The organism is Cystobacter fuscus (assembly GCF_044360685.1).
Taxonomy (GTDB): Bacteria; Myxococcota; Myxococcia; order Myxococcales; family Myxococcaceae; genus Cystobacter; species Cystobacter fuscus_C.
Genome location: NZ_CP043491.1, coordinates 2,830,926 through 2,855,733, shown reverse-complemented (window position 1 = coordinate 2,855,733; position 24,808 = coordinate 2,830,926). Strand labels below are relative to the sequence as shown.

General features: G+C 66.9%; 24 protein-coding genes and 1 tRNA gene. 13 read left to right on the top strand and 12 right to left on the bottom strand.

The window, feature by feature from the left end; genetic code table 11:
- Nucleotides 1-28: 28 nt before the first annotated feature.
- From F0U63_RS11795 to F0U63_RS11775, 5 genes are all read right to left on the bottom strand, one after another.
- Entirely contained in the window at nt 29-565 is a 537-nt protein-coding gene (locus tag F0U63_RS11795; protein ID WP_395845989.1) for a TlpA family protein disulfide reductase, read from the bottom strand.
- Nucleotides 566-568: 3 nt separating this feature from the next.
- Complete coding sequence (mpl, locus tag F0U63_RS11790; protein ID WP_395845988.1) at nt 569-2,035, bottom strand: UDP-N-acetylmuramate:L-alanyl-gamma-D-glutamyl-meso-diaminopimelate ligase; 1,467 nt, start codon at nt 2,033-2,035, stop codon at nt 569-571.
- Entirely contained in the window at nt 2,028-3,203 is a 1,176-nt protein-coding gene (locus tag F0U63_RS11785) for a serine hydrolase domain-containing protein (RefSeq protein ID WP_395845987.1), read from the bottom strand. The genes mpl and F0U63_RS11785 overlap by 8 nt, the downstream gene beginning before the upstream one ends.
- On the bottom strand, nt 3,200-4,099 hold the full coding sequence (locus tag F0U63_RS11780; RefSeq protein ID WP_395845986.1) for an LD-carboxypeptidase: 900 nt from the start codon (nt 4,097-4,099) through the stop codon (nt 3,200-3,202). The genes F0U63_RS11785 and F0U63_RS11780 overlap by 4 nt, the downstream gene beginning before the upstream one ends.
- A gap of 86 nt (nt 4,100-4,185) precedes the next feature.
- Nucleotides 4,186-5,403 (bottom strand): RsmB/NOP family class I SAM-dependent RNA methyltransferase, encoded by a 1,218-nt coding sequence (locus tag F0U63_RS11775; protein ID WP_395845985.1) that lies wholly within the window; start codon nt 5,401-5,403, stop codon nt 4,186-4,188.
- A 123-nt stretch (nt 5,404-5,526) separates the two neighbouring features.
- On the opposite strand from F0U63_RS11775, the gene F0U63_RS11770 reads away from it, so the two are divergent.
- The 3 genes from F0U63_RS11770 (at nt 5,527) to F0U63_RS11760 (ending at nt 8,699) form a co-directional block, all read left to right on the top strand.
- Nucleotides 5,527-5,599: transfer RNA gene (locus F0U63_RS11770), tRNA-Asn, on the top strand.
- Nucleotides 5,600-5,987: 388 nt separating this feature from the next.
- A complete protein-coding gene (locus F0U63_RS11765) occupies nt 5,988-6,965 on the top strand; it encodes a hypothetical protein (protein ID WP_395845984.1) in 978 nt (325 codons plus the stop codon).
- Between the two features lie 21 nt (nt 6,966-6,986).
- On the top strand, nt 6,987-8,699 hold the full coding sequence (locus F0U63_RS11760; RefSeq protein ID WP_395845983.1) for a DUF4041 domain-containing protein: 1,713 nt from the start codon (nt 6,987-6,989) through the stop codon (nt 8,697-8,699).
- 240 nt (nt 8,700-8,939) lie between these two features.
- On the opposite strand, the gene F0U63_RS11755 is transcribed toward F0U63_RS11760, so the two are convergent.
- Complete coding sequence (locus F0U63_RS11755; protein ID WP_395845982.1) at nt 8,940-9,335, bottom strand: VOC family protein; 396 nt, start codon at nt 9,333-9,335, stop codon at nt 8,940-8,942.
- Between the two features lie 681 nt (nt 9,336-10,016).
- Between F0U63_RS11755 and F0U63_RS11750 the strand changes: the two genes are divergently transcribed.
- Entirely contained in the window at nt 10,017-10,508 is a 492-nt protein-coding gene (locus F0U63_RS11750) for a hypothetical protein (protein WP_395845981.1), read from the top strand.
- 74 nt (nt 10,509-10,582) lie between these two features.
- Here the strand turns inward: F0U63_RS11750 and F0U63_RS11745 are convergent, their stop codons facing one another.
- Entirely contained in the window at nt 10,583-11,278 is a 696-nt protein-coding gene (locus F0U63_RS11745; RefSeq protein ID WP_395845980.1) for a hypothetical protein, read from the bottom strand.
- Between the two features lie 238 nt (nt 11,279-11,516).
- Here F0U63_RS11745 and F0U63_RS11740 point away from each other — a divergent pair, with 238 nt between their 5' ends.
- Nucleotides 11,517-12,596 carry an AraC family transcriptional regulator gene (locus F0U63_RS11740; protein ID WP_395845979.1) on the top strand — a complete coding sequence of 360 codons (1,080 nt, stop codon included), beginning with the start codon at nt 11,517-11,519 and terminating at the stop codon, nt 12,594-12,596.
- 306 nt (nt 12,597-12,902) lie between these two features.
- Entirely contained in the window at nt 12,903-14,489 is a 1,587-nt protein-coding gene (locus F0U63_RS11735) for an FG-GAP repeat domain-containing protein (RefSeq protein WP_395845978.1), read from the top strand.
- Nucleotides 14,490-14,561: 72 nt separating this feature from the next.
- On the opposite strand, the gene F0U63_RS11730 is transcribed toward F0U63_RS11735, so the two are convergent.
- Complete coding sequence (locus F0U63_RS11730) at nt 14,562-14,726, bottom strand: hypothetical protein (RefSeq protein WP_395845977.1); 165 nt, start codon at nt 14,724-14,726, stop codon at nt 14,562-14,564.
- A gap of 48 nt (nt 14,727-14,774) precedes the next feature.
- On the opposite strand from F0U63_RS11730, the gene F0U63_RS11725 reads away from it, so the two are divergent.
- From F0U63_RS11725 to F0U63_RS11710, 4 genes are all read left to right on the top strand, one after another.
- Nucleotides 14,775-15,872 (top strand): sensor histidine kinase, encoded by a 1,098-nt coding sequence (locus F0U63_RS11725; protein ID WP_395845976.1) that lies wholly within the window; start codon nt 14,775-14,777, stop codon nt 15,870-15,872.
- Between the two features lie 5 nt (nt 15,873-15,877).
- Entirely contained in the window at nt 15,878-16,606 is a 729-nt protein-coding gene (locus F0U63_RS11720; RefSeq protein ID WP_395845975.1) for a LytR/AlgR family response regulator transcription factor, read from the top strand.
- Nucleotides 16,607-16,692: 86 nt separating this feature from the next.
- Nucleotides 16,693-17,061, top strand: a complete 369-nt coding sequence (locus tag F0U63_RS11715; protein ID WP_395845974.1) for a hypothetical protein — start codon at nt 16,693-16,695, stop codon at nt 17,059-17,061.
- Between the two features lie 29 nt (nt 17,062-17,090).
- The gene (locus F0U63_RS11710; protein ID WP_395845973.1) at nt 17,091-17,636 is read left to right on the top strand and encodes an antibiotic biosynthesis monooxygenase family protein; all 546 of its coding nucleotides are present in this window, start codon (nt 17,091-17,093) and stop codon (nt 17,634-17,636) included.
- A gap of 54 nt (nt 17,637-17,690) precedes the next feature.
- Here the strand turns inward: F0U63_RS11710 and F0U63_RS11705 are convergent, their stop codons facing one another.
- The 3 genes from F0U63_RS11705 to F0U63_RS11695 all read right to left on the bottom strand — a co-directional run bounded on the left by F0U63_RS11705 (nt 17,691) and on the right by F0U63_RS11695 (nt 20,787).
- Nucleotides 17,691-19,259: an FAD-dependent monooxygenase gene (locus F0U63_RS11705; protein ID WP_395845972.1), complete on the bottom strand. Its 1,569-nt coding sequence runs from the start codon at nt 19,257-19,259 to the stop codon at nt 17,691-17,693.
- Nucleotides 19,260-19,348: 89 nt separating this feature from the next.
- On the bottom strand, nt 19,349-19,492 hold the full coding sequence (locus tag F0U63_RS11700) for a hypothetical protein (RefSeq protein ID WP_395845971.1): 144 nt from the start codon (nt 19,490-19,492) through the stop codon (nt 19,349-19,351).
- 347 nt (nt 19,493-19,839) lie between these two features.
- Nucleotides 19,840-20,787: an aldo/keto reductase gene (locus F0U63_RS11695; protein ID WP_395845970.1), complete on the bottom strand. Its 948-nt coding sequence runs from the start codon at nt 20,785-20,787 to the stop codon at nt 19,840-19,842.
- Nucleotides 20,788-20,861: 74 nt separating this feature from the next.
- Between F0U63_RS11695 and F0U63_RS11690 the strand changes: the two genes are divergently transcribed.
- Nucleotides 20,862-21,701, top strand: coding sequence for a helix-turn-helix domain-containing protein (locus F0U63_RS11690; protein WP_395845969.1), 840 nt, complete (start codon nt 20,862-20,864; stop codon nt 21,699-21,701).
- 112 nt (nt 21,702-21,813) lie between these two features.
- On the opposite strand, the gene F0U63_RS11685 is transcribed toward F0U63_RS11690, so the two are convergent.
- The gene (locus F0U63_RS11685) at nt 21,814-22,803 is read right to left on the bottom strand and encodes a GlxA family transcriptional regulator (protein WP_395845968.1); all 990 of its coding nucleotides are present in this window, start codon (nt 22,801-22,803) and stop codon (nt 21,814-21,816) included.
- Nucleotides 22,804-22,936: 133 nt separating this feature from the next.
- Between F0U63_RS11685 and F0U63_RS11680 the strand changes: the two genes are divergently transcribed.
- On the top strand, nt 22,937-23,794 hold the full coding sequence (locus F0U63_RS11680) for an alpha/beta fold hydrolase (RefSeq protein WP_395845967.1): 858 nt from the start codon (nt 22,937-22,939) through the stop codon (nt 23,792-23,794).
- A 26-nt stretch (nt 23,795-23,820) separates the two neighbouring features.
- On the top strand, nt 23,821-24,651 hold the full coding sequence (locus tag F0U63_RS11675; RefSeq protein ID WP_395845966.1) for an enoyl-CoA hydratase/isomerase family protein: 831 nt from the start codon (nt 23,821-23,823) through the stop codon (nt 24,649-24,651).
- Nucleotides 24,652-24,808: the final 157 nt, after the last annotated feature.

Here is a 24,808-nt window from a genome sequence, read left to right as displayed (position 1 = left end):
GAACTGCTCCTCACGGGGGACTCCGGGTTCACCGCTCCGACAGCAACTCCTCGATCTCGCTCTGGTACTTCATGAGGTACTCCTCGGCGAAGCCCTCGTGCATGTAGCGCACGTGCCCCTTGCGATCGACCAGCACCATGGTCGGCAGGCCGCGCACCCGCAGCACCTTGTCCGCCACCGCCGCCTGCGCGTCGAGCAGCACGGGCAGCGCCACCTTCGTCTCCTCCAGGAAGGGGGGCACGGCGCGCACGTCCTCGTCCACGTTGAGCGCGTAGACCTTCAGGCCCCGCGCGCCATAGTGCTTCGCCAGCTCCTGGTACAGGGGAAGCGCGTCGCGGCAGGGCTCACACCAGGTCGCCCACACGTCGATGAGCACCACGCTCCCCCGGTCCTCGGAGAGCGAATAGGGCTCCCCGCCGGGATGGCGCTTGACGGTGAACTCCAGCGGCTCACCCTTCCCCAGGCCCGCCTGGGAGGTGCGCAGCGCGGACTCGGTGAGCGGTGGCATCGCGGAGACACAACCGGACAGGGCGAGCGAGGCCAGCAGGAGTCGAATGGAACGCATGGCCTAGCCCTCCCCCATCCGGGCGCGCAACGCCGCGAGCAGCTTGTCGATGAAGCCCCCGAAGGAACCATTGCTCATGACGAGCAACACGTCGCCGGGCTGGGACTCGCGCGCCACGCGCTCCACGAGCGAGGGCACGTCCACCGTGGAGTCGGCGGCGATGCCCTGCGCCTTGAGCGCCTCGATGACGCGGGGCACGTCCAGTTCCTGGTCCGTGGGCACCTTGTCATGGCGCTCGGGCACCTTGAGGCTCGCGCGCGCGGCGCCGGTGAAGGCGTGGGCGTAGTCCTCCTGGTGGATGTTGCGGCGGCTCGTGTTCGAGCGGGGCTCGAAGATGGCCCACAACCGGCGCTCCGGGTAGCGGTGGCGGATGGCGGCGATCGTCTCGCGCACCGCCGTGGGATGGTGCGCGAAGTCGTCCACCACGAGGATGCCGCCCACCTCCGCGCGCACCTCCTGGCGCCGCTTCACGCCCTGGAAGCTGGCGAGCCCCCGGCAGATCTCCTCGAACGACAAGCCCAGCCCCCGCGCCGCGGCGATGACGCTCAGCGTGTTCTCCACGTTGTGCATGCCGGAGAGCGTCACCAGCGCGGTGCCGAGCACGCTTCCGCGCTCCACCACCTCGAAGCGCGCGCCCTCGGGGCCGAAGCGCACGTTGCGCGGGGTGTAGTCCGCCTCGGCGCCCTCGCGCGCCACATAGGTGATGACCTCCCCCGGGCACGCCCGTGCGAGCTTCACCGCGTTGGGGTACGCGGCGCACACCACCAGCCGGCCGTCCTTGGGAATGAGCCGGACGAACTTGTCGAAGGTGGACTCGTAGTGCGGCAGGTCGCGGAAGATGTCCGCGTGGTCGAACTCCACGCTCGTGAGGATGGCCGTCTTGGGCCGGTAGTGCAGGAACTTGGAGCCCTTGTCCCAGTAGACGGTGTCGTACTCGTCGCCCTCGACGACGAAGTGCGCGCCCTGGCCCACCCGGTAGTTGCCCGCGTAGTTCTGGGTGACGCCGCCCACGAGGAAGGACGGATCCCTCCCCGCCTCCACCAGGACGTGGGCCATCAGCGAGGACGTGGTCGTCTTGCCGTGGGTGCCCGCCACCACCACCGAGTGCTTGTGCTCGAGGAAGAGCGAGCCCAGCGCGGCCGGGAAGCTCATCTGCGGCAGGCGGCGCTCGCGCACGGCGGTGGCCTCGGGGTTCACCCGGCGGATGACGTTGCCGACGATGACCAGGTCCGGCCGGGCCACGTCGAGGTTCTCCGGCTTGTAGGGCGTGAGCGCCTGGATGCCCCAGGCGCGCAGCATGTCGCTCATGGGCGGGTAGACGTTCTCGTCGCTGCCGGTGACGTCGTAGCCCGCGGCCTTGAGCATGCCCGCGAACGAGCCCATGCCGGTGCCGGCCACGCCGATGAGGTGGATGCGGCGCACCGCGCCGGGAGAGAGGGTGTCGAGGACGTTGCCGTTGTCGTCAGCCATGTGCTTTCGGGGTGAGGTCGTCGAGCCCGAGGGAATCCACGACGAGGTCATGAAAAACGGGGCGGAAGTCGCGGATGCGCACTTCCTTGCGGCCGTGCGCCACGCGGTTGGTGACGAGCGCCACCACGAGCGAGCGGCGCAGGTCCACCCAGAGACTGGTGCCAGTAAAGCCCAGGTGGCCCACCGCGCCCGGGGGCGTGTCCCCGATGAAGTGGCCCGCGCTGGACAGGGCCTCGGAGGGAGAGTCGAAGCCCATGGAGCGCGTGCTGCCCGGCAGGAGCGGATCCGTGGCCAGCGCGCGGAACCAGAGCGGCCCGGGGGCGATCGCCGCGTCCCCCGCGCACCCGGCGAGGATGGCCTGGCCGAAGCGCGCCACGTCCACCGCGGTGCCGAAGAGGCCCGCGTGTCCACTCACCCCGTCCATCACCCAGGCGTTGTCGTCATCCACCTCGCCGAGGACGGCGGGCCGGGACGGAAGCTGCCCCCACATCGTCTCCTGGCCGGGAGCGGGCTCGCGCGGACGGGTGGCCCCCGTGGGCGCGACGAGACCATCGGTGGGGAAGTCCGTGAGCCGGTGGTAGCGCGCGCCGAGCCCGAGCGGCCCGGCGACATGGCGCGAGAAGAGGATGTCCAGCGGCGCCCCACCCACCCGGGCGAGGATCTCCCCGAGGAGGATGAAGCCCACGTCGCTGTAGGCGGTGCGGGTGCGCCACGGGGCCGCGAGCGGCGTGCGCGCGGCGGCCTGGAGGACCTCGTCCCGGACCCGGGCGCGCGTGGCGGAGGGACAGGCGGGGTCCAACAGCTCGGGGGTGGAGGTGAGCGCCTCGGCGAAGAAGGGCACGAAGGGGGGCAACCCCGAGCGGTGGTAGAGCAGGTCCGCCACCGTGGCGCCGGCGTCCCCCACGGGCGAGCCGGGAAAGAAGCGCGCCACGGGCGTCTCGGGCCCCACCTTGCCCTCGGTCCACAGGCGCAGGAAGAGCGCCGTGGTGCTGAGCACCTTGGTGAGGGACGCGAGATCGAAGCGCGTGTCGCCGGTGACGGGCCCGGCCACCCCGCCGAAGACCTGGACGCCCCGGTGCAACACCACGGCCTGAGCGGACGGGAAGATGCCGAGCGTGACGGCCTCGTCGAGCACCTGCTGGAGCTGGGCGATGGGGTGCGAGCTCATGCCTGGACCGCGCCCTCGAGGAAGGTGAGGAGGGCGGCGCCGGCATCCAAGCGCACGTGGGTGCCCAGGGCGACGGGATAGTTGGGCGTGTCGTGGCCGATGGGAAAGCCCGCCGCGCACGGCAGTCCCGTCTCCTCGGCGAGCGAGCGCAGGACATCCGCGGAGCTGTAGGGCGCGTCCTTGTTCTCGCAGTCGGTGAACTGGCCGAGCACGATGCCGCGCACGCGCTCGAAGACGCCCGCGAGCCTCAAGTGCGTCCACATCCGGTCGAGCCGGTAGGGCTTCTCGCCCACGTCCTCGAGCAGGAGGATGGCCCCATCGAGCGGCGGCAGGCAGGGCGTGCCCAGCAGCCGCGAGAAGACGGAGAGGTTGCCTCCGAGCAGCGGTCCCTCGACGACCCCCGGAACGAAGAGGGTCGTGCCTTGCAGGGGTGGCGGAGGCTCGGGGGACTCGAGGAGCCGGAAGAGGTACTCCTGGACGGAGGGAGGCTGGACCCCCAGGTGGGTGACGACGGGCCCGTGGATGGAGACGCGCCCCGCGGCCTGGAGCACCGCGTGGAGGGCGGTGACATCGGAGAAGCCCACCAGGGCGGACGGAGCGAGGTCCTTGAGGGACAGCGACGACAACAGGCGCATGGAGCCGTAGCCGCCCCGGGCACAGAAGATGGCGCGGGACGAGGTATCGGAGAGGGCTCCAGCGAGTTCCTCGGCCCGGCGGGCATCGCTCCCGGCGAGGTAGCGCCAGGCGTCATAGAGATCCGGCCGGTAGGTGGGCGCATAGCGCTGTGCGACCACCTCGAGGCCCTTCTCGAAGGCCGGGACGTCGAAGGGGCCGGCGGAGGCGACGATCTGGACTTTGTCGCGAGGACGCAGCGGGAGGGGTTTGAGCCAACGCACAGGCGCTTCATACCACCCGGGACGGAACGCGCCCGTGCTTCGAACAGGGGGTGTCCAGACGGCAACCTCCCTCCCTGCTCCCCTGCCTACCCCTCCGTCCGCTCCAGTACGGCCGCGAAGAAGGCATCGCAGCCGTGCAGGTGGGGCGCGCAGACCCAGAAGCCGTCGCGGGCGCACGAGCCCAGAGCACCGGACCCCTCCGCCGGCACGAGCCGGAACTCGGGAGCGTCCCGCAGGAACCCGAGCACCAGGTCCTCGTTCTCCGCGCGGTTGACGGTACAGGTGGCGTAGACGAGGCGGCCCCCCGGACGCACGAGCGGGCGGGCCCGGTCGAGGATCTCCCGCTGGACCCGGGGCAGCTCGGACAGGGAGGAGGGCTCGAGGCGGAAGCGCAGATCCGGTCCGCGCCGCAGGGGACCCAGCTCCGAGCACGGGGCATCCACCAGCACCCGGTCCACGAGCAGTCCCTCGGGGGGAGCGCGCAGCACGTGGACGTTGGAGAGACCCGCCCGGGCACAGCGCTGCAGGAGGCGGTCGAGCCGTCCGGCATCCGGGTCATACGCCAGCAATCGGCCCTGGTTCTCCATGGCGGCGCCGAGTTGGAGCGTCTTGCCCCCCGCCCCGGCGCACAGGTCGAGCACGGTCTCCCCGGGGCGAGGCTCGACGAGCAGCCCCAGGAGCTGACTGCCCTCGTCCTGCACCTCGAAGAGACCCTCGCGCAGGGAGGCGAGCCCATAGAGGTTGGGCCGGGGGCCGACGACGTGGAGCGCCAGGGGGCTGAGCAGCCCGGGCCGGGTCTCGACGCCCTCGGCGCGCAGCCGGGACTGGAGGGAGTCGCGGTCGGTGCGCAGGCGGTTGACCCGGAGGGTGATGGGGCCGGGGACATTGAGGTGGGAGCAGAAGTCCTCGGCGGTGGGGCCCCACTCCCGGGCGAAGTGGTCGGCGAGCCAGTCGGGGAGGGAGCAGCGCAGGGCGAGGGAGGGAGGCGCGTCCGGGACGAGGGGTGGGGGGGGCGAGCCCACCTCGGCGAGTCGGGCGGCCACGTCGGACGGAAGGCCCGCGAGCAGGTGCAGGAAGGCATAGAGGAGAAAGGACCCGGAGGCGTCCGGGGTACCGAGGTGGAAGCCGAGCCGGCGCCGCCACAGGGAGACGTTGAAGAGAGCCTCGGCGAGGACCTGGCGCTGGTCCCGGGAGAGGAGGCGATGGGCGCGGAGGGTGCGGTCGAGGACGCGTTCCACGGGCTGTCCCGAGAGGACCTGGGAGAGGGAGGCGGTGACGAGGGAGGCGAGTCCTTCGAGGGCCAACCAGGGAATCGAGCGAAGTCGTGCGAGTGGGTCGAAACAGGTTGTTGACAGGAGAGACTCCGTTCTCTAGAAAGCACCTCGTTGTCGCGGCGGCCCACCCGGGCCACCACGCAGCGGACATATTCCCCGATAGCTCAGCCGGTAGAGCGGGTGACTGTTAATCACTAGGTCCGTGGTTCGAGTCCACGTCGGGGAGCTGAAACAGGGCGTCAGGCGCAAGTCTGACGCCCTTTTCTTTTGCCCTCACCTGCCCGTGAAGCTCAAGCGGTAGGTGCAGCACCCGAGCAGGTGGAGACCGCGCCGGAACAGCTCGCCGAACTCGAGAGGCGGCTGGCCGAGCTGGATGCGGACCCTGAGGGGGGAGTCCTGGAACGTGGTGGACTCTCACGCCGGCCCAAGCGGCCCAGCCAGGCGGCAGGCTGCGGGGGCGTGGACTTACAGGTCACTGTGGGTGCGTGGGGCTCAAACACAGCGCCCATTCCGCCGAGAGTCCTATGTCCAGTCCTTGGCCAGTTTCCCAGGACTCACATGGCGGGTAGCCTAGACACTGAGGTGCATCAGCCGATTGGCGACCGAAGGGGGAAATGATGGGCCGCTATTCCTACGCGTCGACGCGAAAGAGGGAGGCAAAGGAACAAGAGCGACAGAATCAGCTGCGCCTTGCGCGCGAGTCTGCGGAGGAGAGCAAGGCGCGGATCGAGGAGCTGAAGTCGGCGCACAAGGCATGTAGCGCTCCCATCGATTGGCGAGCGCTCGCGGCCAGTCTGCCTCCTGCGCCGGTGACCCTCACCCACTGGGCGGAACGCTCAGCCGACCGCCGAACCCGTCTACTCACCCTTTTTGAGGTACCCTCAGCACAATTGCCGAACATGGTGTCTGCCGTGGCGGAGGATTCAGACCGATTCCATTCCGCACAACAAGCATTCCAGGAGGAAGCACTGGAGCAGACCGATTCCGTTGCATTGGCGCAAGGTATCCTTCAGGGGGACTCTAAAAGTTACCGGCGCGTCCTACGGGAGACTTCCTATAAGGCCATGGCGCCTCCTGGCGAAAGTGCAGTGGATTTCGAAATCCACTCGCCCCATCTGGTGGAGGCAAAGATTACGGCCCAGGGTTCGGCCATTCTACCTCCTGAGGTTCAAACATTGACCTCGACCGGCAAGCTGTCGACGAAGGCCATGCCCCGCATCCAATTCGTCGAACTCTACCAGGACTACGTGTGCTCATTGGTCTTGCGAGTGGCGCGTGAGGTTCATGCGCTCCTGCCGGTGAAGGCAGTCCTCATTACGGCTTATTCGGCTGACGGGCTCCCGGCGCTTGCCCCCGTACTCTCCACGATCATTCATCGAAAGCAGATGGAGAGTCTCCCGTTCGACACCCTCGATCCATCGGACGCGTTGGACGGACTGCAAACTCGAACGAAGTTCAAGGCCTCTCGTCGCACCGGCGCATTCCAACCCATCGTCCCCTTCTCTCAATCAGACGTTCTCTTCACCGAACCCGCCAGTTCGCTTCAGTCGACAATCAAAACCGCGAATCGGCTCCTTGAGGAACTCGAGTAGACACCTTCGGGGAGGCTCATCATGGAAGTCCTATTTGGATTGATATTCATCGCATGCGGCTTCGGGTTCATCCCAGTCGCGATTTGGGCGTTCGTGCTGCGCACGCGGTGGCAAAAGACCCAGCGGTCACTATCGGCAGCCGAACAGGAACTCACGAATGTCCGGGCCGACTCCCTTGCCGAACGGGAGCGTCTCAAGCGGGAGGTCAGCAAAAGACTCGATGACGTGGACGCGGAGTTGTCGCGCGAGCGGGAAAACGCGCAAGCCGAAGCAGAGAGGGTACGCGCCCACTTTGAAGAGGAATTCAGAAAGGCGATGGCGACCTTCGAACCACTGTTGAGGTTCCAAGGGCTCGCGAACGCGGAACAGGAAACCAAACGAGCTCTCGATGAGGCGATCAAGCTAGCAAGTGCGCTCAAACAGCAAGCGGAGACCTTTTCCGCAACATCCAGAGCCCGAAGCGAAATCGAACTTCGTGAGGCAAGCAACAAACTCAAGGAACTGCGGTCAGAAGCGGACTCCATCCTCGGCAAGGCAACCCAAGATGCTCGAAGAATCTTGGACGAAGCTCACAAGAGCGCTGAGCGGATTGCGGGAAATGCATACATCGCCCTGCGAGAGAAGGATGCGTTGGAGCAGGCCATTCGCGCGATCCGCAACGTGATCGACGGCTATGGAGACAAGTACGTCGTTCCGACGCGAAGCCTTCTCGATGAGCTGGCTTCGGACTTTGGCCATCTGGAGGCAGGAGTCAAGTTGAAGTCGGCCCGGGAGCAGTCCCGACGAATGGTAGAGGAAGGCCACGCCGCAGAGTGTGACTATGCGGAAGCCAAACGGAAGGAGGCCGCAATCCGATTCGTTATAGACGCGTTCAATGGTCGCGTGGATGGAATTCTCTCAAGAACCAGGAGCGACAATTACGGGACGCTCGAGCAGGAGATTCGGGACGCCTTCGCCTTGGTCAACCTGAACGGAGAGGCCTTCCGAAATGCACGAATCCTGGATGCGTATCTGGCGGCAAGGCTGGAAGAGCTGAGATGGGCAGTAACGGCTCAGGAACTACGCCTTCGTGAGCGGGAGGAGCAGCGCCGGATCCAGGAACAGATTCGTGAAGAAGAGAAGGCGCGACGCGAAGCGGAGCGCGTCATGAAGGAGGCGCAAAAGGAGGAAGAGGTCTTGGCCAAAGCACTGGAGAAGGCGCGTGCCGAGGCCGAGTCTGCGTCAGCTGAAGAGCGTGCCCGCTTTCAGCAGAAGGTCGACGAGTTGAACCAACGCCTGGCAGAGGCAGAAGCCAAGAATCTCAGAGCGAAGTCGATGGCCGAGCAGACACGTTCCGGTAACGTGTATGTCATCTCAAACGTAGGGTCCTTTGGGGATGGGATCTTGAAGATCGGTATGACCCGCCGCCTCGACCCGATGGATCGCATTTACGAATTGGGTGATGCGTCCGTTCCATTCGAGTTCGACGTGCATGCGATGATTACGACCGACGACGCACCCGGCCTGGAGCGCGAACTTCACAAACACTTCGAAGCGCGAAGGCTCAATCGTGTCAACCTCAGGAAGGAGTTCTTCCGGGTTTCTGTCCTCGAACTGCGGGATCTCGTGGCGGCCAAAGGACTCAAGGCAGCATTCACGATGGCGGCAGAGGCGCGTGAGTACAGGGAATCATTGGCGATAGCTCAACGCAGCGCGGAGAGAGCTGTTGGCGAACCTACCGCTGAGATCAGTTGAGCTGAGGGAAGGATCCTCCGCGTGGAAGGGTTTCGTCAGGAAGTCCTGAGCGCCTTCCCGGAGGAGCCGCACCTTCAGGGCCTCGTCTGCCCTGGCCGTCAAACAGGGCCCCCATTCCGCCCATCGTCCAGCCCTCCTCGGCCCCTCCGCTCCAGCCCTCCCCCTCAACACGGCCGCTATTCCACCTATGCGCCGACAGCGGATGTCGAGTGTTCCCGCGCGGTTGGGAACGCGCGCAGCTCAGCGCTGCTTGTTCTTCTCGTCCCAGAGCATGGGCTCCCAGAGCTCCACCTTGTTGCCGTCCGGGTCCATGATCCACGCGAACTTGCCGTTCTCGTGGCTCTCGGGGCCTTTGACGATTTGCACCCCCGCCGCTCGAAGCTGAGCGAGCAGCTCGCCGAGGTTGTCGACGCGGTAGTTGATCATGAACGGCGCGTCGAACCAGGCGCTGTCCTTCGCCGCGACATTCCACACCGTGAGGCCCTTGTCCTCGGACTTATCCTCGGGCCACTTCAGAATGGCGCCGCCCCAGGGCTCGAGCTGAATGCCGAGGTGACGCTGGTACCAGTCGGACAGCGCCTTGTCGTCCCTGGTCGATTTGAAGAAGACGCCGCCGATGCCGGTGACTTTTGCCATGGCGGCGGAGTGAAGCCGGACGGCGCGGCCACGTCAACGCTGAACAGGCAGGCGACCAACCGGCCAGAGCCGCGAAGGGCCAGCGGTCTATGCCACCACAGAGCCAACAGGCCCAGTCCCCTACCGCCAACTCGGGGACGGGACGACGACGGACCAGATGCGCCCCGTGCAGGTGCTCCCTGCTCGCGACCAATCCAATAAAGGATGGAAGACCTGTCGGAGGAGGGCCGCTGACGGGGGCCGCCCGAGCTGGCCGCGGTGCGCACACAGCCCGCGCCACGTACCGGGGCAGGCCGCGCCCCAATCCGCTTGCCTGCGCCAGAAGCAAGCCACGCTTGCGCAAGAGGAGCCCGAGACCATTGGGGCATGATTTCTCGGCGCGCTTCCCGCCCTTCTCATTCCCGCCGCGTGTCGCGTCAGCTCGTACTGCTCAAGCTTTTTGACACCCTCTCCTCGGACCGTGTCCAACTCCTCACTCACGTGACCAGAGTCGCAGTTTACGATTCTCCCGTTGACACAATCACAGACGCACCGAGAACGAGAGTCGAGAACACACCAGATGGCGACACCACGCTTTCTTCCCGAGACTTGATCAATGCATCCTGAGAATGGCTTTCCACCGCGGCCCGACCGCCATATCGGCGGAGGAGCGGGTGTGAGCCTTTACCACAAGGAAACATCATGAAGACAATCAAGGTCACGCAGTGCTTGCTGCTCGCCCTCCTGGGGCTGCTGTCCGTTGGAGCCCGCCAGGCGTTCGCCCAGGCGACCACGACCACGGTGAATCAGAACATTCCCTACGAAAGGTTCTTCTTCGTGCCATGCGCCAACGGCGGCTTGGGGGAGGATGTCCTCCTGACGGGAGAGCTCCACGAATTGTCGCACGTCACCACCAGCGCTTCGGGGAACATCCACGTGGCAATGCACCTCAACCCGGTGGGCGTGAGTGGTACGGGATTGACGACCGGGCTTGGCTATCAGAATACCGGTAGCCAGCAGTTCATGCTCACGGACCATGGCGATGGGGGTAACTCGACGTTCATCCTCCGGTTCAATGTCATCGGCCAGGGGCCGGGCAACAACTTCACCGTCCAGCAGACCGGCCACACTACAATCAATGCCAACGGCGAGGTGACGGTAACCTTCGACAACTTCAGCATCGAGTGCCGGTAGGCCAGGTGGAGGTATGAGCACGTGCCTCATCGAGGCCGCAGCGTCCTGGGGCTGCTTGGCCCAGGGCGGGGCCGTCAAAGGCCCTTCTTCGCGCGCAGGGACCGCTCGACCTCGGGGAGGAACGGGCTGCCGCCCCGCTCCGCGTGCTTCCTGGCCAGGTGAAGGTCGAGCCCGCCGTTCTTGAGCACCTCGGGCACGAAGGTCTGCTCGTCGTCCTCGGGCATGTCGGCGTCGATGTCGGGCTCGAACTCCTGCCAGCCCCTGCCTCCGACGATGAGGGTACGGAAGGCCTCGGGCACGGAGCGCGGCCCGCCCGCGTTCGCCCAGATAGGGGTGTGTGGGTCGAGCAACACCGCCCGCGCGGTCAGCACTCCACTGGTTCCAAGCACCGCGCCATCGCTTCCCCAGCTTCCAATGATGACCCCGGACGCCGTGATATCGCCGTCCACCGCGACGCGCGCGCTGCCCCCATAGGAGATGTTCCGTGCGCGGACGTTGCCCGTCACGATGAGCGCGCAAGTGCCGGCGCCCTCGGTCCTGAAGACGAGATCCCCCGTCGTCACGAGATCTCCGTCGATGATGAAGGCCCAGGGGCCGTCGCTGGTCCGCAGCTCGTGGGTGACGTCGAGGCCACCTTCGATGATGCGGGGGCGTGGCGCCTCGTCGTTGAGGTCGCGCGTTTCGAGGAACCAGTTCAGCGAGTCATGGCCACGGTAGCGGGCCGAGATGTCCTCGAAGGACACCTCGCGGCCCATTTCATCGAGCATCATAACGTCGTCCTATACGAGAGCAGGTTGCCGAAGAAGTAGGAGAAAGAGGGGTCGGCGGGCCCAACGGGCGAAGTCACCGCGCGGAAGCAACTCGGAAGGTGGTGCGAATGCGCGGAAAGGCAATGCATTTGTCGAACCTGATACAGTCGCTCAGAAGTTCGTGGTGGTCCCTGCAAGGTCGGTGGGGTTGGTGGGTCATTGTCGGCGGCAATGAACGGTGGACGGAGGGCGGCCCTGGATGAACATGCTGCGACCACCTGCTTCGGAGCTACCGGATAAACGGGCGGCTCCGTCTTCGGGGCTCATGCGCAAGACGGACGTGTGGCTGGTCCCCGAGCGCCGCGTCCACCGCATGGCGAATCTGGAGGAGGCGCGCGCCGTCTTCAGTGGCATCTACTCGGAGTCGAAGCTGGAGCCTTCACGGAAACCTGCCTTCTCGTGCGAGCTGAAGGTCACCACCTGCGAGTCGATTCATTTCGTCCACGGGACCTGGCCCACCGGCGGCCGGTGCACGATTCCCCAGGTCCTCGGGCGCTACCTCATCACGGGCGCGTTGCACGGCAAGGCCCACGGGCTCCACGCGAACGAGCCCTACGAGCTGGAGCCCGGGCGGCGCAGCGCGGTCCTCTCGCCGGGGCACCCCGTCACGCTGGAGTGCCCGCCGGCCTACCAGGGCCGCTCCGTGGCAATCGAGCGCGCCACACTCGAGTCCCATTTCACGGCGCTCACGGGCTGGGAGCTCCGCGGGCCGCTCGTGTTCGACGTCGCGCTGGATCTCACGTCGGTCGCCGGGGTCGGTCCGATCCTGAAGCTGTTCGAGGAGCGCCTGGAGCTGCCTTCCATCTCGCCGTTCCTCGTGGCCTCACTGCGGGACACGCTCCTGACAGCGCTCATCACGGGCACGCGACACAGCGCATCGAGCCTCCTCGAAGTTCCCCCGCGCCGCGCGGCGCCTGCTTCCGTGCGTCGCGCGGAGGAGTTCATCGAGGCACACGCGGGCGAGCCCATCTCCCTGGCCGATATCGTCGCCGCCGCCGGGGTGCCGGAGCGCTCGCTTCGCGCTGCGTTCATCACGGCTCGGGGGATGCCGCCAGGTGCGTTCCTCCGCCGCCGCCGCTTCGAACTCGCGCGACAAAGGCTGCTCGCAGGCGTGCCAGGGACGACCGTCGCCAACGTCGTGGCCTCGCTCGGCTTCGTGTCCGGCGGGCGATTCAGCGTCGAATACAAGAAGCTCTTCGACGAGAGCCCGTCGGATACCCTCGCGGCCTCGCGCGGGCCCGCGGGGCCGACGACGAAGCGCTCCCCCAGAGCGCGCTGAGCCCCGCCGCTCCATTCATTCACAAATCCTTCGTCGCCGCCGACGCGCGTCTGGCCTACGTCGAACGTGATGGGTTCGCGCCGGAGCATGCACGAGCTTCGTTGTGCGAAAACCGCGGTCATTGTGCCGAATCGGCAGGAATCCGACCGCGGTCACAAGGTAGTGTCTGTCGAAATTGCCATGAATGCTGTAACTTCTCGTTCCGCGGGTGAAGCAAGAGCGACCCGCGGTCAATAGCATTTGATTGGATGCCCGCGGTCTTCGCGCAAGCCGTGCGAGGCCGTGGTGTGTCCTCGGGGGAATCCAATGAAACGTCTATCTTCTTCTCTCCTCGTCATTGTCACGGGGGCCGGTCTGCTCGGCCTCATCGGCGGTTGCAGCGCGACCGCTGTCGAAGAGAATGATGCGCACGTCAGTTCGGCCGACTCCGCTCTCACCGCCGCGCAGTGCGAATACTTCGGCGTCGAAGGCAAGGTCCGCATCTGCCACAAGACCGGCTCCACCAAGAAGCCCTACACCTCCATCGAGATCAGCGAACAGGCGTGTATCGACGACCACTCGCAGCACGCCGGCGACTATGTGGCCGTTGACGATCCCACCTGCCAGGGCGGCGTCTGCCTGCCCGCGGGTTCCCCGTGGGATCCGACGCTTCCGTGCTGCGAGAATCTGGTCGTCCAGAACGGCGTCTGCACCGACCTTTGCGCCGGCGTGGTCTGCACCGCCAGCGACCAGTGCCACGTGGCCGGCACCTGCGATCCCGCCACCGGCCAGTGTTCCAACCCCACCGCCGACGACGGAACGTCCTGCAGCGGCGGGTTCTGCGACGCCGGGGTATGCCGCGCGCCGGTCCTCGACTTCCAGAGCCACCAGGACTTCCCCACCGGCACCCGGCCCTTTGGCGTGGCGGTGGGCGACGTCAACAACGACGGCAAGCCAGACGTCGCCTTCACCCTCATCACTTCCGCCCTCGTGAGCGTGCAGCTCGGCAACGGCGACGGCACGTTCGGGGCCGCCAGCACGTTCGCGGTGGGCAGCAACTCCAAGTTCGTGGAGATCGCCGACTTCAACGGCGATGGCAACGCCGACCTCGCCGTGGGGGGCGGCACCGGCCCGACGCACTACGTCAGCATCCTGCTCGGTAACGGTGACGGCACGTTCCAGGGCCGCGCCGACTACAACGTGAACAGCTTCGACCCGAGCGGCGTGGCGGTGGCGGACTTCAACGGCGACGGCAAGCTCGACATCGCCACCGCCAACTTCGTCGGCAACACGGTCAGCATCCTGCTTGGCAACGGCGATGGTACGTTCCAGACCGCCGTCCCCCATGCCATGCCCGGCACTCCCAGCTCCGTGGCCGCGGCCGACCTCAACGGCGACGGCAAGCTCGACCTCGTCACGGGCAACTACAACGGCAGGAGCGTGGGCGTGCTCCTCGGCAACGGTGACGGCACGTTCCAGCCGGCAGTGACGACCTCACTGGGGGGAAGGTTCGTGCAGGTCGCGGCGGTGGGCGACCTCAACGGCGACGGCAAGCCCGACGTCGCCGCCAGCCTCTTCAACGACAAGCTCGTGGGCGTGCTCCTTGGCAACGGCGACGGCACGCTCCAGTCCGCCATCAACTACCCCGTGGCCAACGGTGCTGGCGATCTGGAGATCGCCGACTTCAACGGCGACGGCCGAGCCGACGTCGCCGGGACCCTCTACAGCTCCAACGCCGTGGGCGTGCTCCTTGGCAACGGCGATGGCACGCTCCAGGCCGCCATCAACTTCGCCGTGGGCACCGGCCCCTTCTACATGGCGGTGGGCGACCTCAACGGCGACGGCAAGCGCGACATCGTCACCGCGAACTACACCGGCGGTAGCAGCAGCGTCCTCCTCAACGCGTCGCATTAGCACATCCCGGGCAGGGCGGCCTCCATCGCCGCCCTGCCTCCTGCTCGTCGAACGCGGGGTCCACCACCTGCGTCAGCGCTTCGGCGGCCCTGCCTTCGTCAGCAGCGCCACGAAGGAGCTCAGGGCGGGAGCGGGCCGCACCGTACGGGCCCAGGCCACGTGCCAGTGCCGACGCAGCCCCCGCTTCGTCACGCGCACGGCCACCAGACCGTTGGTCGGCCAGGACGCGCCATTCATCGGCGTGGCTGGCCAGGGAAGTGACCTTGCCCCTACGCTGCGCCGCGCATGCGCGCATCGTCCGACCCCACGCTGGGCCGCATCGAGAACCAGGAGGAGCCGAGTCCCCTGCTGCCCGTGGAGATGATCTGGCTGTACTTCGTCGCGCCGCTCGCCACCGCGCCCCTGCTCGACAAGGACTTCTTCACCCTGCCCCTCGCGACGTCGCTCCACCACGTCGCCGCGGGCTACCCGATCTTCTTCACGCTCGCACTCACCCTCCACTCCCTCTACATCTGGGTGATGCCCGGCCTCGTGAGGCGTCTGCGGACGCCCCTGGCCCAGGGCGTGTTGCACGTCGCGGTGGGCTCCGGCGTCCCACTGGTGATGGTCATCCTCGTGATCCATCCACTCAAGGTGCGCCTGGGGACAGGGCTGCGGTACTCGCTGGGGCAAGACCTCCTGGTGGCCACGCTCATCTCGTGGATGTTCCTGTTTCCCGGACTGATCGTGCAGCGGTTGCGCAACACGGCGGCGCGCATCGAGCGGCGGGCCCTCCTGGCGCAGCGCGCCGCACTCGAGGCCCAACTCTCGGCCCTCCAGGCCCGCATCCAGCCCCACTTCTTCTTCAACAGCCTCAACACCGTCGCCAGTCTCATCTCCGAGAATCCCGAGCTGGCGGAGCGAACCCTCGAGCGACTCGCGGATCTCTTCCGCTATGCCCTGGACAGCGGGAAGAGCCACTTCGTGAGCCTGGAGCGCGAGCTGGACATGACGCGCGATTACCTGGCCATCCAGACCGCCCGATACGGCGCGCGCCTGCGCACGCACCTGGCCGTGGAGGAGCAGGTCACCGGCATCCCCCTGCCTCCCCTGGTGCTCCAGCCCCTGGTGGAGAATGCCATCCTCCACGGCATGGACCGGCGCGAGGGCGTGAGTGTGCGGGTGCTCGTGCGGAGGGAGGAGACGTGGCTCCACCTCGAGGTCATCGATGATGGGCCGGGGCCAGGGGCATCAGAGCACCAGGGCGCCCAGACGGGCGTGAAGGATCTGCGCGAGCGACTGCGCCTGCTCTACGGCGAGCAAGGCACGCTCACGCTGGAACCCGTGCCTGGAGGGGGGTGTCGTGCACGGCTCACCCTTCCGAGCGGGGGACCTCCCCGATGAGGGTCTTGATCGTCGATGATGAGGAGCCCGCGCGCCGCAGGCTCTCGCGGCTGTTGAGTGGTTTGCCCGGCGTCGAGGTCGTCGGCGACGCCGGGGATGGCGAAGAGGCACTGCGACGGGTGGAGGAACTGCGGCCCGACCTGCTGCTGCTGGACGTGCGCATGCCTGGGATGGACGGGCTGGCACTCGCCCAGCGCTACCGGGAGCTACCGCCCCTCATCTTCGTCACCGCCCACGATGACTACGCGGTCCGGGCCTTCGAGGCCCACGCCGTCGACTATCTGCTCAAGCCCGTGCGTCCCGAGCGGCTCGCCGATGCGCTCGAGCGCGCCCGCGGGCGGCTGCTCGCGAAGCAGGCCGCGGTGTCGCGCGTGCTGGAGGCAGTGGCGCCAGTGGATTCCTCGTGCCGCATCATCACGGTGAGCCAGGGCGTCTTCCACTTCTTCGATGCCCGGTCCATCTCGCGTTTCTGGAGCAGTGACAAATACACGCTCTTCCTCGCGCAACAGCGGGAGCAGTGCACCGAGGAGTCGCTGACCCAGCTGGAGGAGCGGCTGCGGAGCCATGGCTTCCTGCGCGTCCACCGGGGCGAGCTGATTCAGCTCACCCACGTGAAGGCCGTGCACGCCCGGAACGGGGAGCATGAGGTCGAGCTCCAGGATGGGCAGCTCGCCCGCGTGAGTCGGCGCTCCGCGTCCACGCTCAAGGCCGCGCTGGGGATGAAGGCGCGGTAGGCGGGGCCTCGCGCCGCTCATCCGCTGGAGGCCGCCGTCCATCGGCTCGCGGCGGAGGAACGGCGCGGATGCGCCATCTTCCGCGCATGCGACGCACACTCCTCATCTTGTCGATGCTGTCCCTCCTGGCGCTGGGTGGGGCGGGCTGGGTCCAGACCCGGTCCCCTGGAGACAATCCCCTGAGCCGTCATGCCCTGGCGCCTTCCGAGCAGATGCGGTTGACGGGGTTCGTGGAGGAGCGCCTGCCCGCGGGCTCCTACCTCTATCTGCGCGTGCGCGCGCCCGATGGCTCGCGCCACTGGGTGGCCACGCTCTCGACGGCGGCCTCGCGAGAGTCGGCCGTCCAGGTCCAGGTCTTCGCCCGCGCCGACGACTTCCACTCCCGGCGTCTGGGCCGGGATTTCTCGCCGCTGCTCTTCGGCTCCGTCCAAGCCGCTCCCTCCGCCTCACGTTGATCCACCCCACCACTCCCAAGGAGTTCTCCATGAAGCGCCTGCTCGCCGCCGTTCTGTCGTCCCTCGTCTTCACCGCATGCGGATCCGAGATGGCCGCGCCGCCTCCCACCCAGGAGCCCGAAACCGATCCCTGCCAGCGGGGGGTGCTGGAGCCAGACTTCCAGACGGTCTCCGCGCTCCAGGGCCCGGGCGTGGACGCCAATGGCCAACTCAGCCCCGGTTCCTACATCATCAGCAGCACCTATCTGCGTATGGCGTCCACGGTAGAGGCTCAGACGGAGTTCGACGCGGCGTTGGTCGGCCTGAATGAAACCCTGCCGACCCAGCCCGGCCTGATGGCCATCCAATTCGGCGGGTCCGAGTCCTGCAACACCAAACGGACACTGACGGTCTGGAAGGATGAGGCGTCCATGTACCAGTTCGTCGCCTCTCCGGCTCACCGCCGGGCCATGCTGAAGGTGGGGGTGATGAGCAGGGGAGGCGGCATCGTGACCTCCTGGGCGGGCGACGAGCGGGGCGCCACCTTTAACGAGGCGATTGAGCATCTCGCGCGGGAGACGCGCCCCACCTACTGACGGGGGCGGAGCCGGGGCCCAGGAAGGGTGTCGGACGACTCGTAGGCGGAGGTGTCAAAGCCGAGGGGATACCTCAGAGGGAGGAGTACCTTGATGTTCGCGGCTCGTGAACCATCTCGCCGCGGCTCGTGTGACTGCCTCGGGACTGGGAGTCGTATCGCTCGCCCATGCAACGAACCCATCAGGACGCACGAGCAGCGCGCTCAGTCCAAGGCGCTCCTTGGCGTCGCTCGCCACGTACCTGACACGCTCGCCCCAAAGGCCATCCAGCGCTTGGAGCGACGCCTGCCGGCCGAAGTCCAACAGCAAACCATTTCCATCTCGGAGCAGTGTACCGAGCCTCGTTCCGTCCTCGAGCTCGAAGTCCGGGCAGCTGCGGCCCACCAATGGGTGTTCCTCGCCAAGATCGTAGCGGAGGGACACACCCCAGACACGTTCAGCGAAGTAGGTCGCGCCGTCGCGCGTATCGACCAGGTCGCGGAGGATGGCGTTGAGCGCGCGGGAATGTGGGTTGGGCCGCATCAGCGAGACCTGGGCCCGCGTCCAATCGAGGATGCGCGCCCCGACCGGATGCCGCTCCGCGGTGTAGCTGTCGAGTAGGCCATCGGGGGCATCGCCTCGGAGGGTGGCGGCAAGCTTCCACCCGAGGTTCATGGCGTCTCCAAGTCCGAGGTTCAAGCCTTGTCCGCCGAGCGGCGAATGAATGTGCGCGGCGTCGCCCGCCAGCAACACCCGTCCCTTGCGGTAGGTCGTGGCTTGCTTCGAGCGGTCGGTCCATGTCGAGGCGACGTTCAACGCCTTGAGGGTCACGTCCGTGCAGGACACGCGCCGTAAGACGGCTTGCACGTGCTCGCACGTGAGCGGTTGGGTGCGATGGAATGCGCCGCCGTCGAAGTCGGCAATCGCGATCGCCCCTGGCTGCCACTGAGTGTACATACCGGTCGGCGTGTAATGACGGCCCAGGCGGAGTTTCTCCGGGTCGGCGATGTCGACCTGGACCGAATATCCCGTGAACTCAGGCTCGGTCCCGACGAACTCGAAGCCACCTTGCTTGCGGACCGTGCTGCGGCCGCCGTCGCAACCCACGAGCCAACGCGCGCGAAAGCGCTGCTCGCCAGCATGCACGGTGACTTCATCGTCCGAAGCCTCGAAGCCTTCGACCCCCTGGCCGCGCTGGAGCTCAACTCCGAGGGAGAGTGCGTGAGCGGCGAGGACGCGCTCGATCTGCTCCATTTCGCACCCCAATTGGGTGTCGGCCGGGCCCGGTAGTCGGTACGTCCACCGCGACGAATCGATGTTGCTGTAGTCGAACGTGATGCCCGCGAAGTGGCCCGCTGGCCCGCGGAGCTGAGAGCCGGACGCCATGGAGCCAGGTCTCGGCGGGCCAGGGGCACGGTCGTCTGCACGACGTGGCGACGCGATTTGTTCCAGCAGCCCGCGCCGGTAGAAGGCTTCGATGCTTGGGCCCCAGAGTCCTCGCAGTCCAAACGGGAGCCGCTTCAGGGGTGAGTGCGGATCCTCCGATTGTTCGAGCACCAGCACGGAGAGCTTCGCGAGCCGCAGCTCGCAGGCCAGGAACAGGCCGACCGGGCCGGCCCCTGCGATGATCACGTCGTGGACCACGGTGTCCTCCTTGGTAAACCGTCGTCCTTCACGTTATGCTCCGGCTTCCGTCGAGGACCATCGCGAAGCAAGCAACGGTCGGAACCTCGTCACCTGCCCGCGTGCACGGAGGCGGTGATCTCGAGAAACGACCGTACGAGCGGATCCTTCTCGTCCGAGGCCCGCCACACCACTCGCCCGAGGAACTCCACGTCGAGATCGCGAACCCGCTTCAGCACCGCGCCAATTCGCACGATCGCCGCTGTGCTCTCCGCGAAGAAGGTCAGGCCCTCGCCGCTCGCGACGAGCGTGAGCTGCGCTCACCAGGCCGCGGGACTGGTTCGCCGCCATCGATTTCACCGATGCCGCCGCGGCCGCCGCGCGGATCGCTCAGGAGTTCGACGGCTGGGCGCCGGAGCTCACCGCGCTGATTCCCCCGCGGCACCAAAGCCGCCACCGAAGGCACCCAACTCCACGAGCTTCTCTTCGGCGAGAACGCACGTCACAGCCTGTTCACCGCGTTCATCGAAGACGCGCAGACCCCCTAAGCCGCCAGGTCGTGTGGGCGGAGCACTTCGAGCGCCTGCACACGGCGCTCGGGTTAGTGCTTCTCGCTGTCGAGGTAGGCCATCTGCGCGGCTCGGTACCGCGTGCCCGCGACGGCGCCGCGCGGTGCCACCTTCTCGACCTGGGCAATCTGGTCCGCGGTCAACGGCTTCGCGGCGAGCGCCTCATCGAGCTGCTCCAGGGTCCGCATGCCCAGCGTCGGTGTGAACTTCGGCTCCTTGCCGAGCACGTACCCGATGGCCAGTTGCCCGGGCGACATGTCCCACTTCTTCGCGAGCTCCCGCAGCCCCGCGACCAGCCTGGCGTTCGCCGCGGCGTTGTCCCCACTGAAGCGTGGCATGTGGGCGCGCGCGTCTCCCGGTTTGATCGGGCTCGCCGAGAGCAGGCCGCGTGACAGCACGCCGTAGAGCGTCGCGCCGATGCCCAGCTCATGCAGGACCGGGAAGATGGCGTCCTCGGGGTCGCGGCTGGCGATGGAGTACTCAATCTGCAGGTCGGCAATCGGATGCACCTTCGCCGCGCGGCGGATGGTCTCCGGGCCTACCTCGGACAGGCCGATCTTCCGGACGTAGCCGGCCTTCACCAGGTCCGCGATGGCGCCGACGGTGTCCTCGATGGGCACCGCGGGGTCCAGGCGCCCTGGGCGATAGACGTCGACGTGGTCGGTGCCGAGCCGCGTCAACGAGTAGGTCAGGAAGTTCTTCACCGCGACAGGCCGTGTGTCGACCCCCAGGAAGGCACCGTCGGGCCCACGCATCGCTCCGAACTTCACGGAGAGCTGGACCTTGTCCCGGCGGCCCGCGATGGCCTTGCCAATGAGCAGCTCATTGTGTCCGGCGGCGTAGAAGTCACCGGTGTCGAGGAAGGTGATGCCGTGCTCGATGGCGGCGTGGATGACAGCGATGCTCGTCGCGTCGTCCGTCTTGCCGTACGCACCAGACATCCCCATACAACCCAAGGCGATTTTCTGTTTTTCGGTCATGGCTCGTATCTACGCAGGCGCGGCGCCCGGTTCTTGGCGTTTCTTGGCACGGACGCCGCGCCAAGAAACGCCAAGTGCTCGAGCGGTCGTCGCGCTACACTGAGCCGATGGAGAGCTTCACCGAGCTTCCCGTTGCGCTTCCAGGACTGCGCGTGGCGCGCGGCACGACCACATCGCTGCACACCGGCATGAAGGAACACTGGGGCATCGGGCGCATCGACGAGGGCGACACCGAGTGGTGGGGCAGCGGGCGCGTCCGACGCTCGGTGCCCGGGTGCATCCTCCTGAAGCAGCCGGGCGACGTGGTGCGCCACCTGTTGCATCGCGGGCCCACGGTCTTCACCGTCGTCACCTTGCCGACAGACGAAGTGGCCCGGATCGTTCGCGAGAGAGAGGCCGTGGTGACGCCACAGTTCGAGCCCGGCGACCCACGGGCCGCGCCCTTCCATCGGCTGCTCGACGCGGCCTGTTCCGGCGAGGACCGCTTCACGCTGGAGGTGGCGCTCGCGGAGGCCGTCCAGGCGCTGGTGGCGACCCGCGACGCGCGGTCGGACCACTCGCGCCCCGTGCGACGCGCGCTGGCGTTCATCCACGAGCGGCTCGAGGAGTCGGTCACCCTGGAGGAGCTCGCGACGCACGTGAACCTCGACAAGTTCCATCTGTGCCGAGCCTTCCGCGCGCAGGTAGGGATGCCTCCGCACGCGTACCTCACGCATCTCCGCGTCGCCCGTGCGAAGGAGTTGCTCACCCGCGGCGTGAGGCCCTCCGCGCTCGCGCCATTGGTCGGTTTCTACGACCAGGCGCAGCTGACGCGGCACTTCCGGCGGCTCGTGGGGACGACGCCCGCTCGGTACGTGAAGTCTCCGAGTGACCCGCGGTTCCGCGGCGTGCTTCGGCCTTCTCCGCAGCCGTAGTTCCCCAAGCGAGGGCAGGACCGAAGCCACAAGAGGCTTTGTGCCGCTGGCGGCCTCGGCCCCAAACGAAAGCCCCGCGATGTCCGAGGAGGACATCTGGGATTCGAGGAGCTCAGGCAGCCGGCCCACGTCGTCGGCGAGGCGACTCACCCGCGAATCGACGAAAGACGCGGCGGAAGGCCGCGGCGTCGGCGTAGCCCACCTGCGCGGCGATTTCGTCGACCGAGGCGTGCGTCGTCTCGAGAAGATGTGCCGCGCGACTCACGCGGATGCGTTGCACGAGCTCGTGCGGCGTCACTCCGAGGTTCGCGTGGACCCGGCGAGCGAGCGTCCGCGGAGACACCGCGGCCACGCGGGCAAGCTCGTCGAGAGACAGCTGACGGCCGATATTCTGCGAGATGAAACGTTCGACCGCTCGCAGCCCAGGGTCGGACACGCGCAGATGCTCCATCACCATATAGCGGGCCTGAGAGGGCCGCTCGTCGAGGACGAGGTAGCGCGTCACGAGATGCGCCACGGAAGGCCCCGCCAGCCGCGCGACGAGCGCGAGCATGAGATCCGCGTGGGCCAGCGCGGAGCCGGCGGTGAGGATTTCCCCGGCGTCGACCACCATGAGATCGGCCGAGAGCGACACCCTGGGAAACATCCGAGCGAACTGCGGGGCGAGCCACCACGTTGTCGTCGCGGTCCGCCCCTCGAGGAGGCCCGACACGGCGAGCACGAACGTGGCCGAGCACGACGCGGCGAGCATCACGCCCTTGGCAGCCGCCTTGGCGAGGAGGTCCGCGGCGTGCCGTATGTCCTCTCGGGCCAACAACTTCGCGACGGTTCGCCCATTGGCCGCGAACATCCCCGGCAAGACGACGACATCCCCCTTGCCGAGCCCGCGAAGGCTGAACGCGCCGTCCACCGCGACCGTCCGCCCGGCGGCGGAACGCACCGGCCGGCCGTCGAGCGACACCACACGCTGGCGCAGCCCCTTCGTCCCAGGAGGCAACGGCGTGAGCCCGGCGCCGATGAGCTCCGCCGCCGTGCCGACGACGTCGAGCCCCACGCCGAGCGCGCTGTCGGCCACACCCTCGAGAACCATGTGCACGAACATGTGGCGAGTATAGACCGAACATTGTCGTTATCGCCACTGGCCGGAGCGCCTCGGTCCTTGCAAAAAGGAACTCATGAACATCCAAGGGGATGACAAGCGCTTCAACCATGTACGGACTGAAAGGACACGAAACATGACGACGAAAGACGGGCAGCTGACGACTCCGAACCTGACCATCGAAGCGGCAAACGGCGTGAGGTATGCCTATCGGCGCTTCGGCAAGACCAACGGCGCGGCGACGCCTCTCGTGTGCTTCGTTCACTATCGCGCCAATCTCGACAACTGGGACCCGGCGCTCGTCGATGCGCTCGCTGCTGAGCGCGAGGTCATCCTGATGGACAACGTCGGCGTCGCCGGCTCGAGCGGCAAGACGCCTGACACGGTCGCTGAGATGGCCCATGGCGCAATCGCCTTCACCGATGCGCTCAAGCTCGCGCGCTTTGACATCCTGGGCTTTTCGCTCGGTGGCTTCGTGGCACAGGAGTTCGCCTTGATGAGACCTCATCAAGTACGCCGCCTGGTTCTCGCCGGAACGGGCCCACAAGGCGGCGAGGGCATGCACATGTACGTGCCAGAAGTGCTCGAGATCGCGCTCCGCGAGACGATCGACGCGGAGGCGATGCTCACCATCTTCTTCGAGAAGTCGGAGTCGAGTCGCGCGAAGGGCCGCGAGTTCATCCAACGCCTCCGTCTGCGTCAGAGCAATCGAGACGTCCCGGTCACCATGGAGACCGCCAACGCGCACATCACCGCGATCTCGACTTGGGGTATTCCGGACGCGTCGAAGCTCTCGCGCCTCGCGGCGATCAAGCAGCCGACGCTGGTCGCCAACGGAGACAACGACATCATGGTCCCAACGGCGAACTCCTACCTGATGGCCAGACATCTTCCGAATGCGCAGCTGCGAATCTACCCGGACGCTGGGCACGCATTCCTGTTCCAGTATCCGCAAGAGTTCGCCGCTGACGTGAACCGTTTCCTCGGCCGCTAGCCAGACCGCTATCTCAAGAGCACAACATGAGCGAGAAAAGCACCATCATTGTCGAAAAATCAACGCCGAGGATCGCCACCATCACCTTCGCGAATCCGCCCGCGAATGTGATCGTGCCGGAGACCGTGACACGACTGCACGAGATCCTCCATGACCTCGAGAAGGACGTTCGAGTTCAGGTCGTCATCTTCACGAGCGACATCACCGGATTCTTCTTCAATCACTTCGATCTCCGGCAAGCCGACAAGTTTCCGTTCACACCAGGCCCAGACTCCGTCCCCATGTGGGTCGACCTGGTCCTTCGTCTTTCGAAGGCTCCCTTCTTGAGCATCGCGAAGATCCGTGGACGAACGCGCGGAGGGGGCAACGAACTCGCGCTGGCGTGCGACTTGCGCTACGCGAGCCGCGAGCACGCCATCTTCGGGCAGCCAGAAGTCGGCACCGGCATCCTGCCAGGGGGTGGTGGCAGCGAACGTCTGCCACGCCTCATCGGGCGTGACCGCGGCCTCGAGGCGATTGTCACCAGCCAGGACTACGATGCCGAGCTTGCCGAGCGATACGGCTGGGTCACGCGCACCTTGCCCGACGCCGAGCTCGATGGATTCGTGGAAAAGCTCGCGACCCGCGTCGCTTCCTTCGACAAGGCCGTCGTGGCCGCCGCCAAGGCGCAAGTCAACCGGGCGTCACTGCCTCCGGATGCCGACTTCGCCACGGCATATGCGGAGTACACGAGTTCGCTGGCTGGACCGGGCTTCCAGGCGGGCTTCGCGCGGCTTGGTCAGCAGTTCGCCAAGAAAGGCCTCGAGGTCGAGCTTCGGCTCGGCGAGTACCTCGGCATCGCCAACGCGCAACCCTGACACCGGGCGGCGAGCGCCCGGGGGAGTTCCGGCAGTGGGCGCGCGAGGCCAGTCGAGCCGGACCCGGGCGAGCCCGTTGACCGCGAGTGAAAAAGCCCGGCTTTCAAGAACTCAAGATTTTCGGCTCAAAACGGAATATTCTGCGTGGGCGCACCCC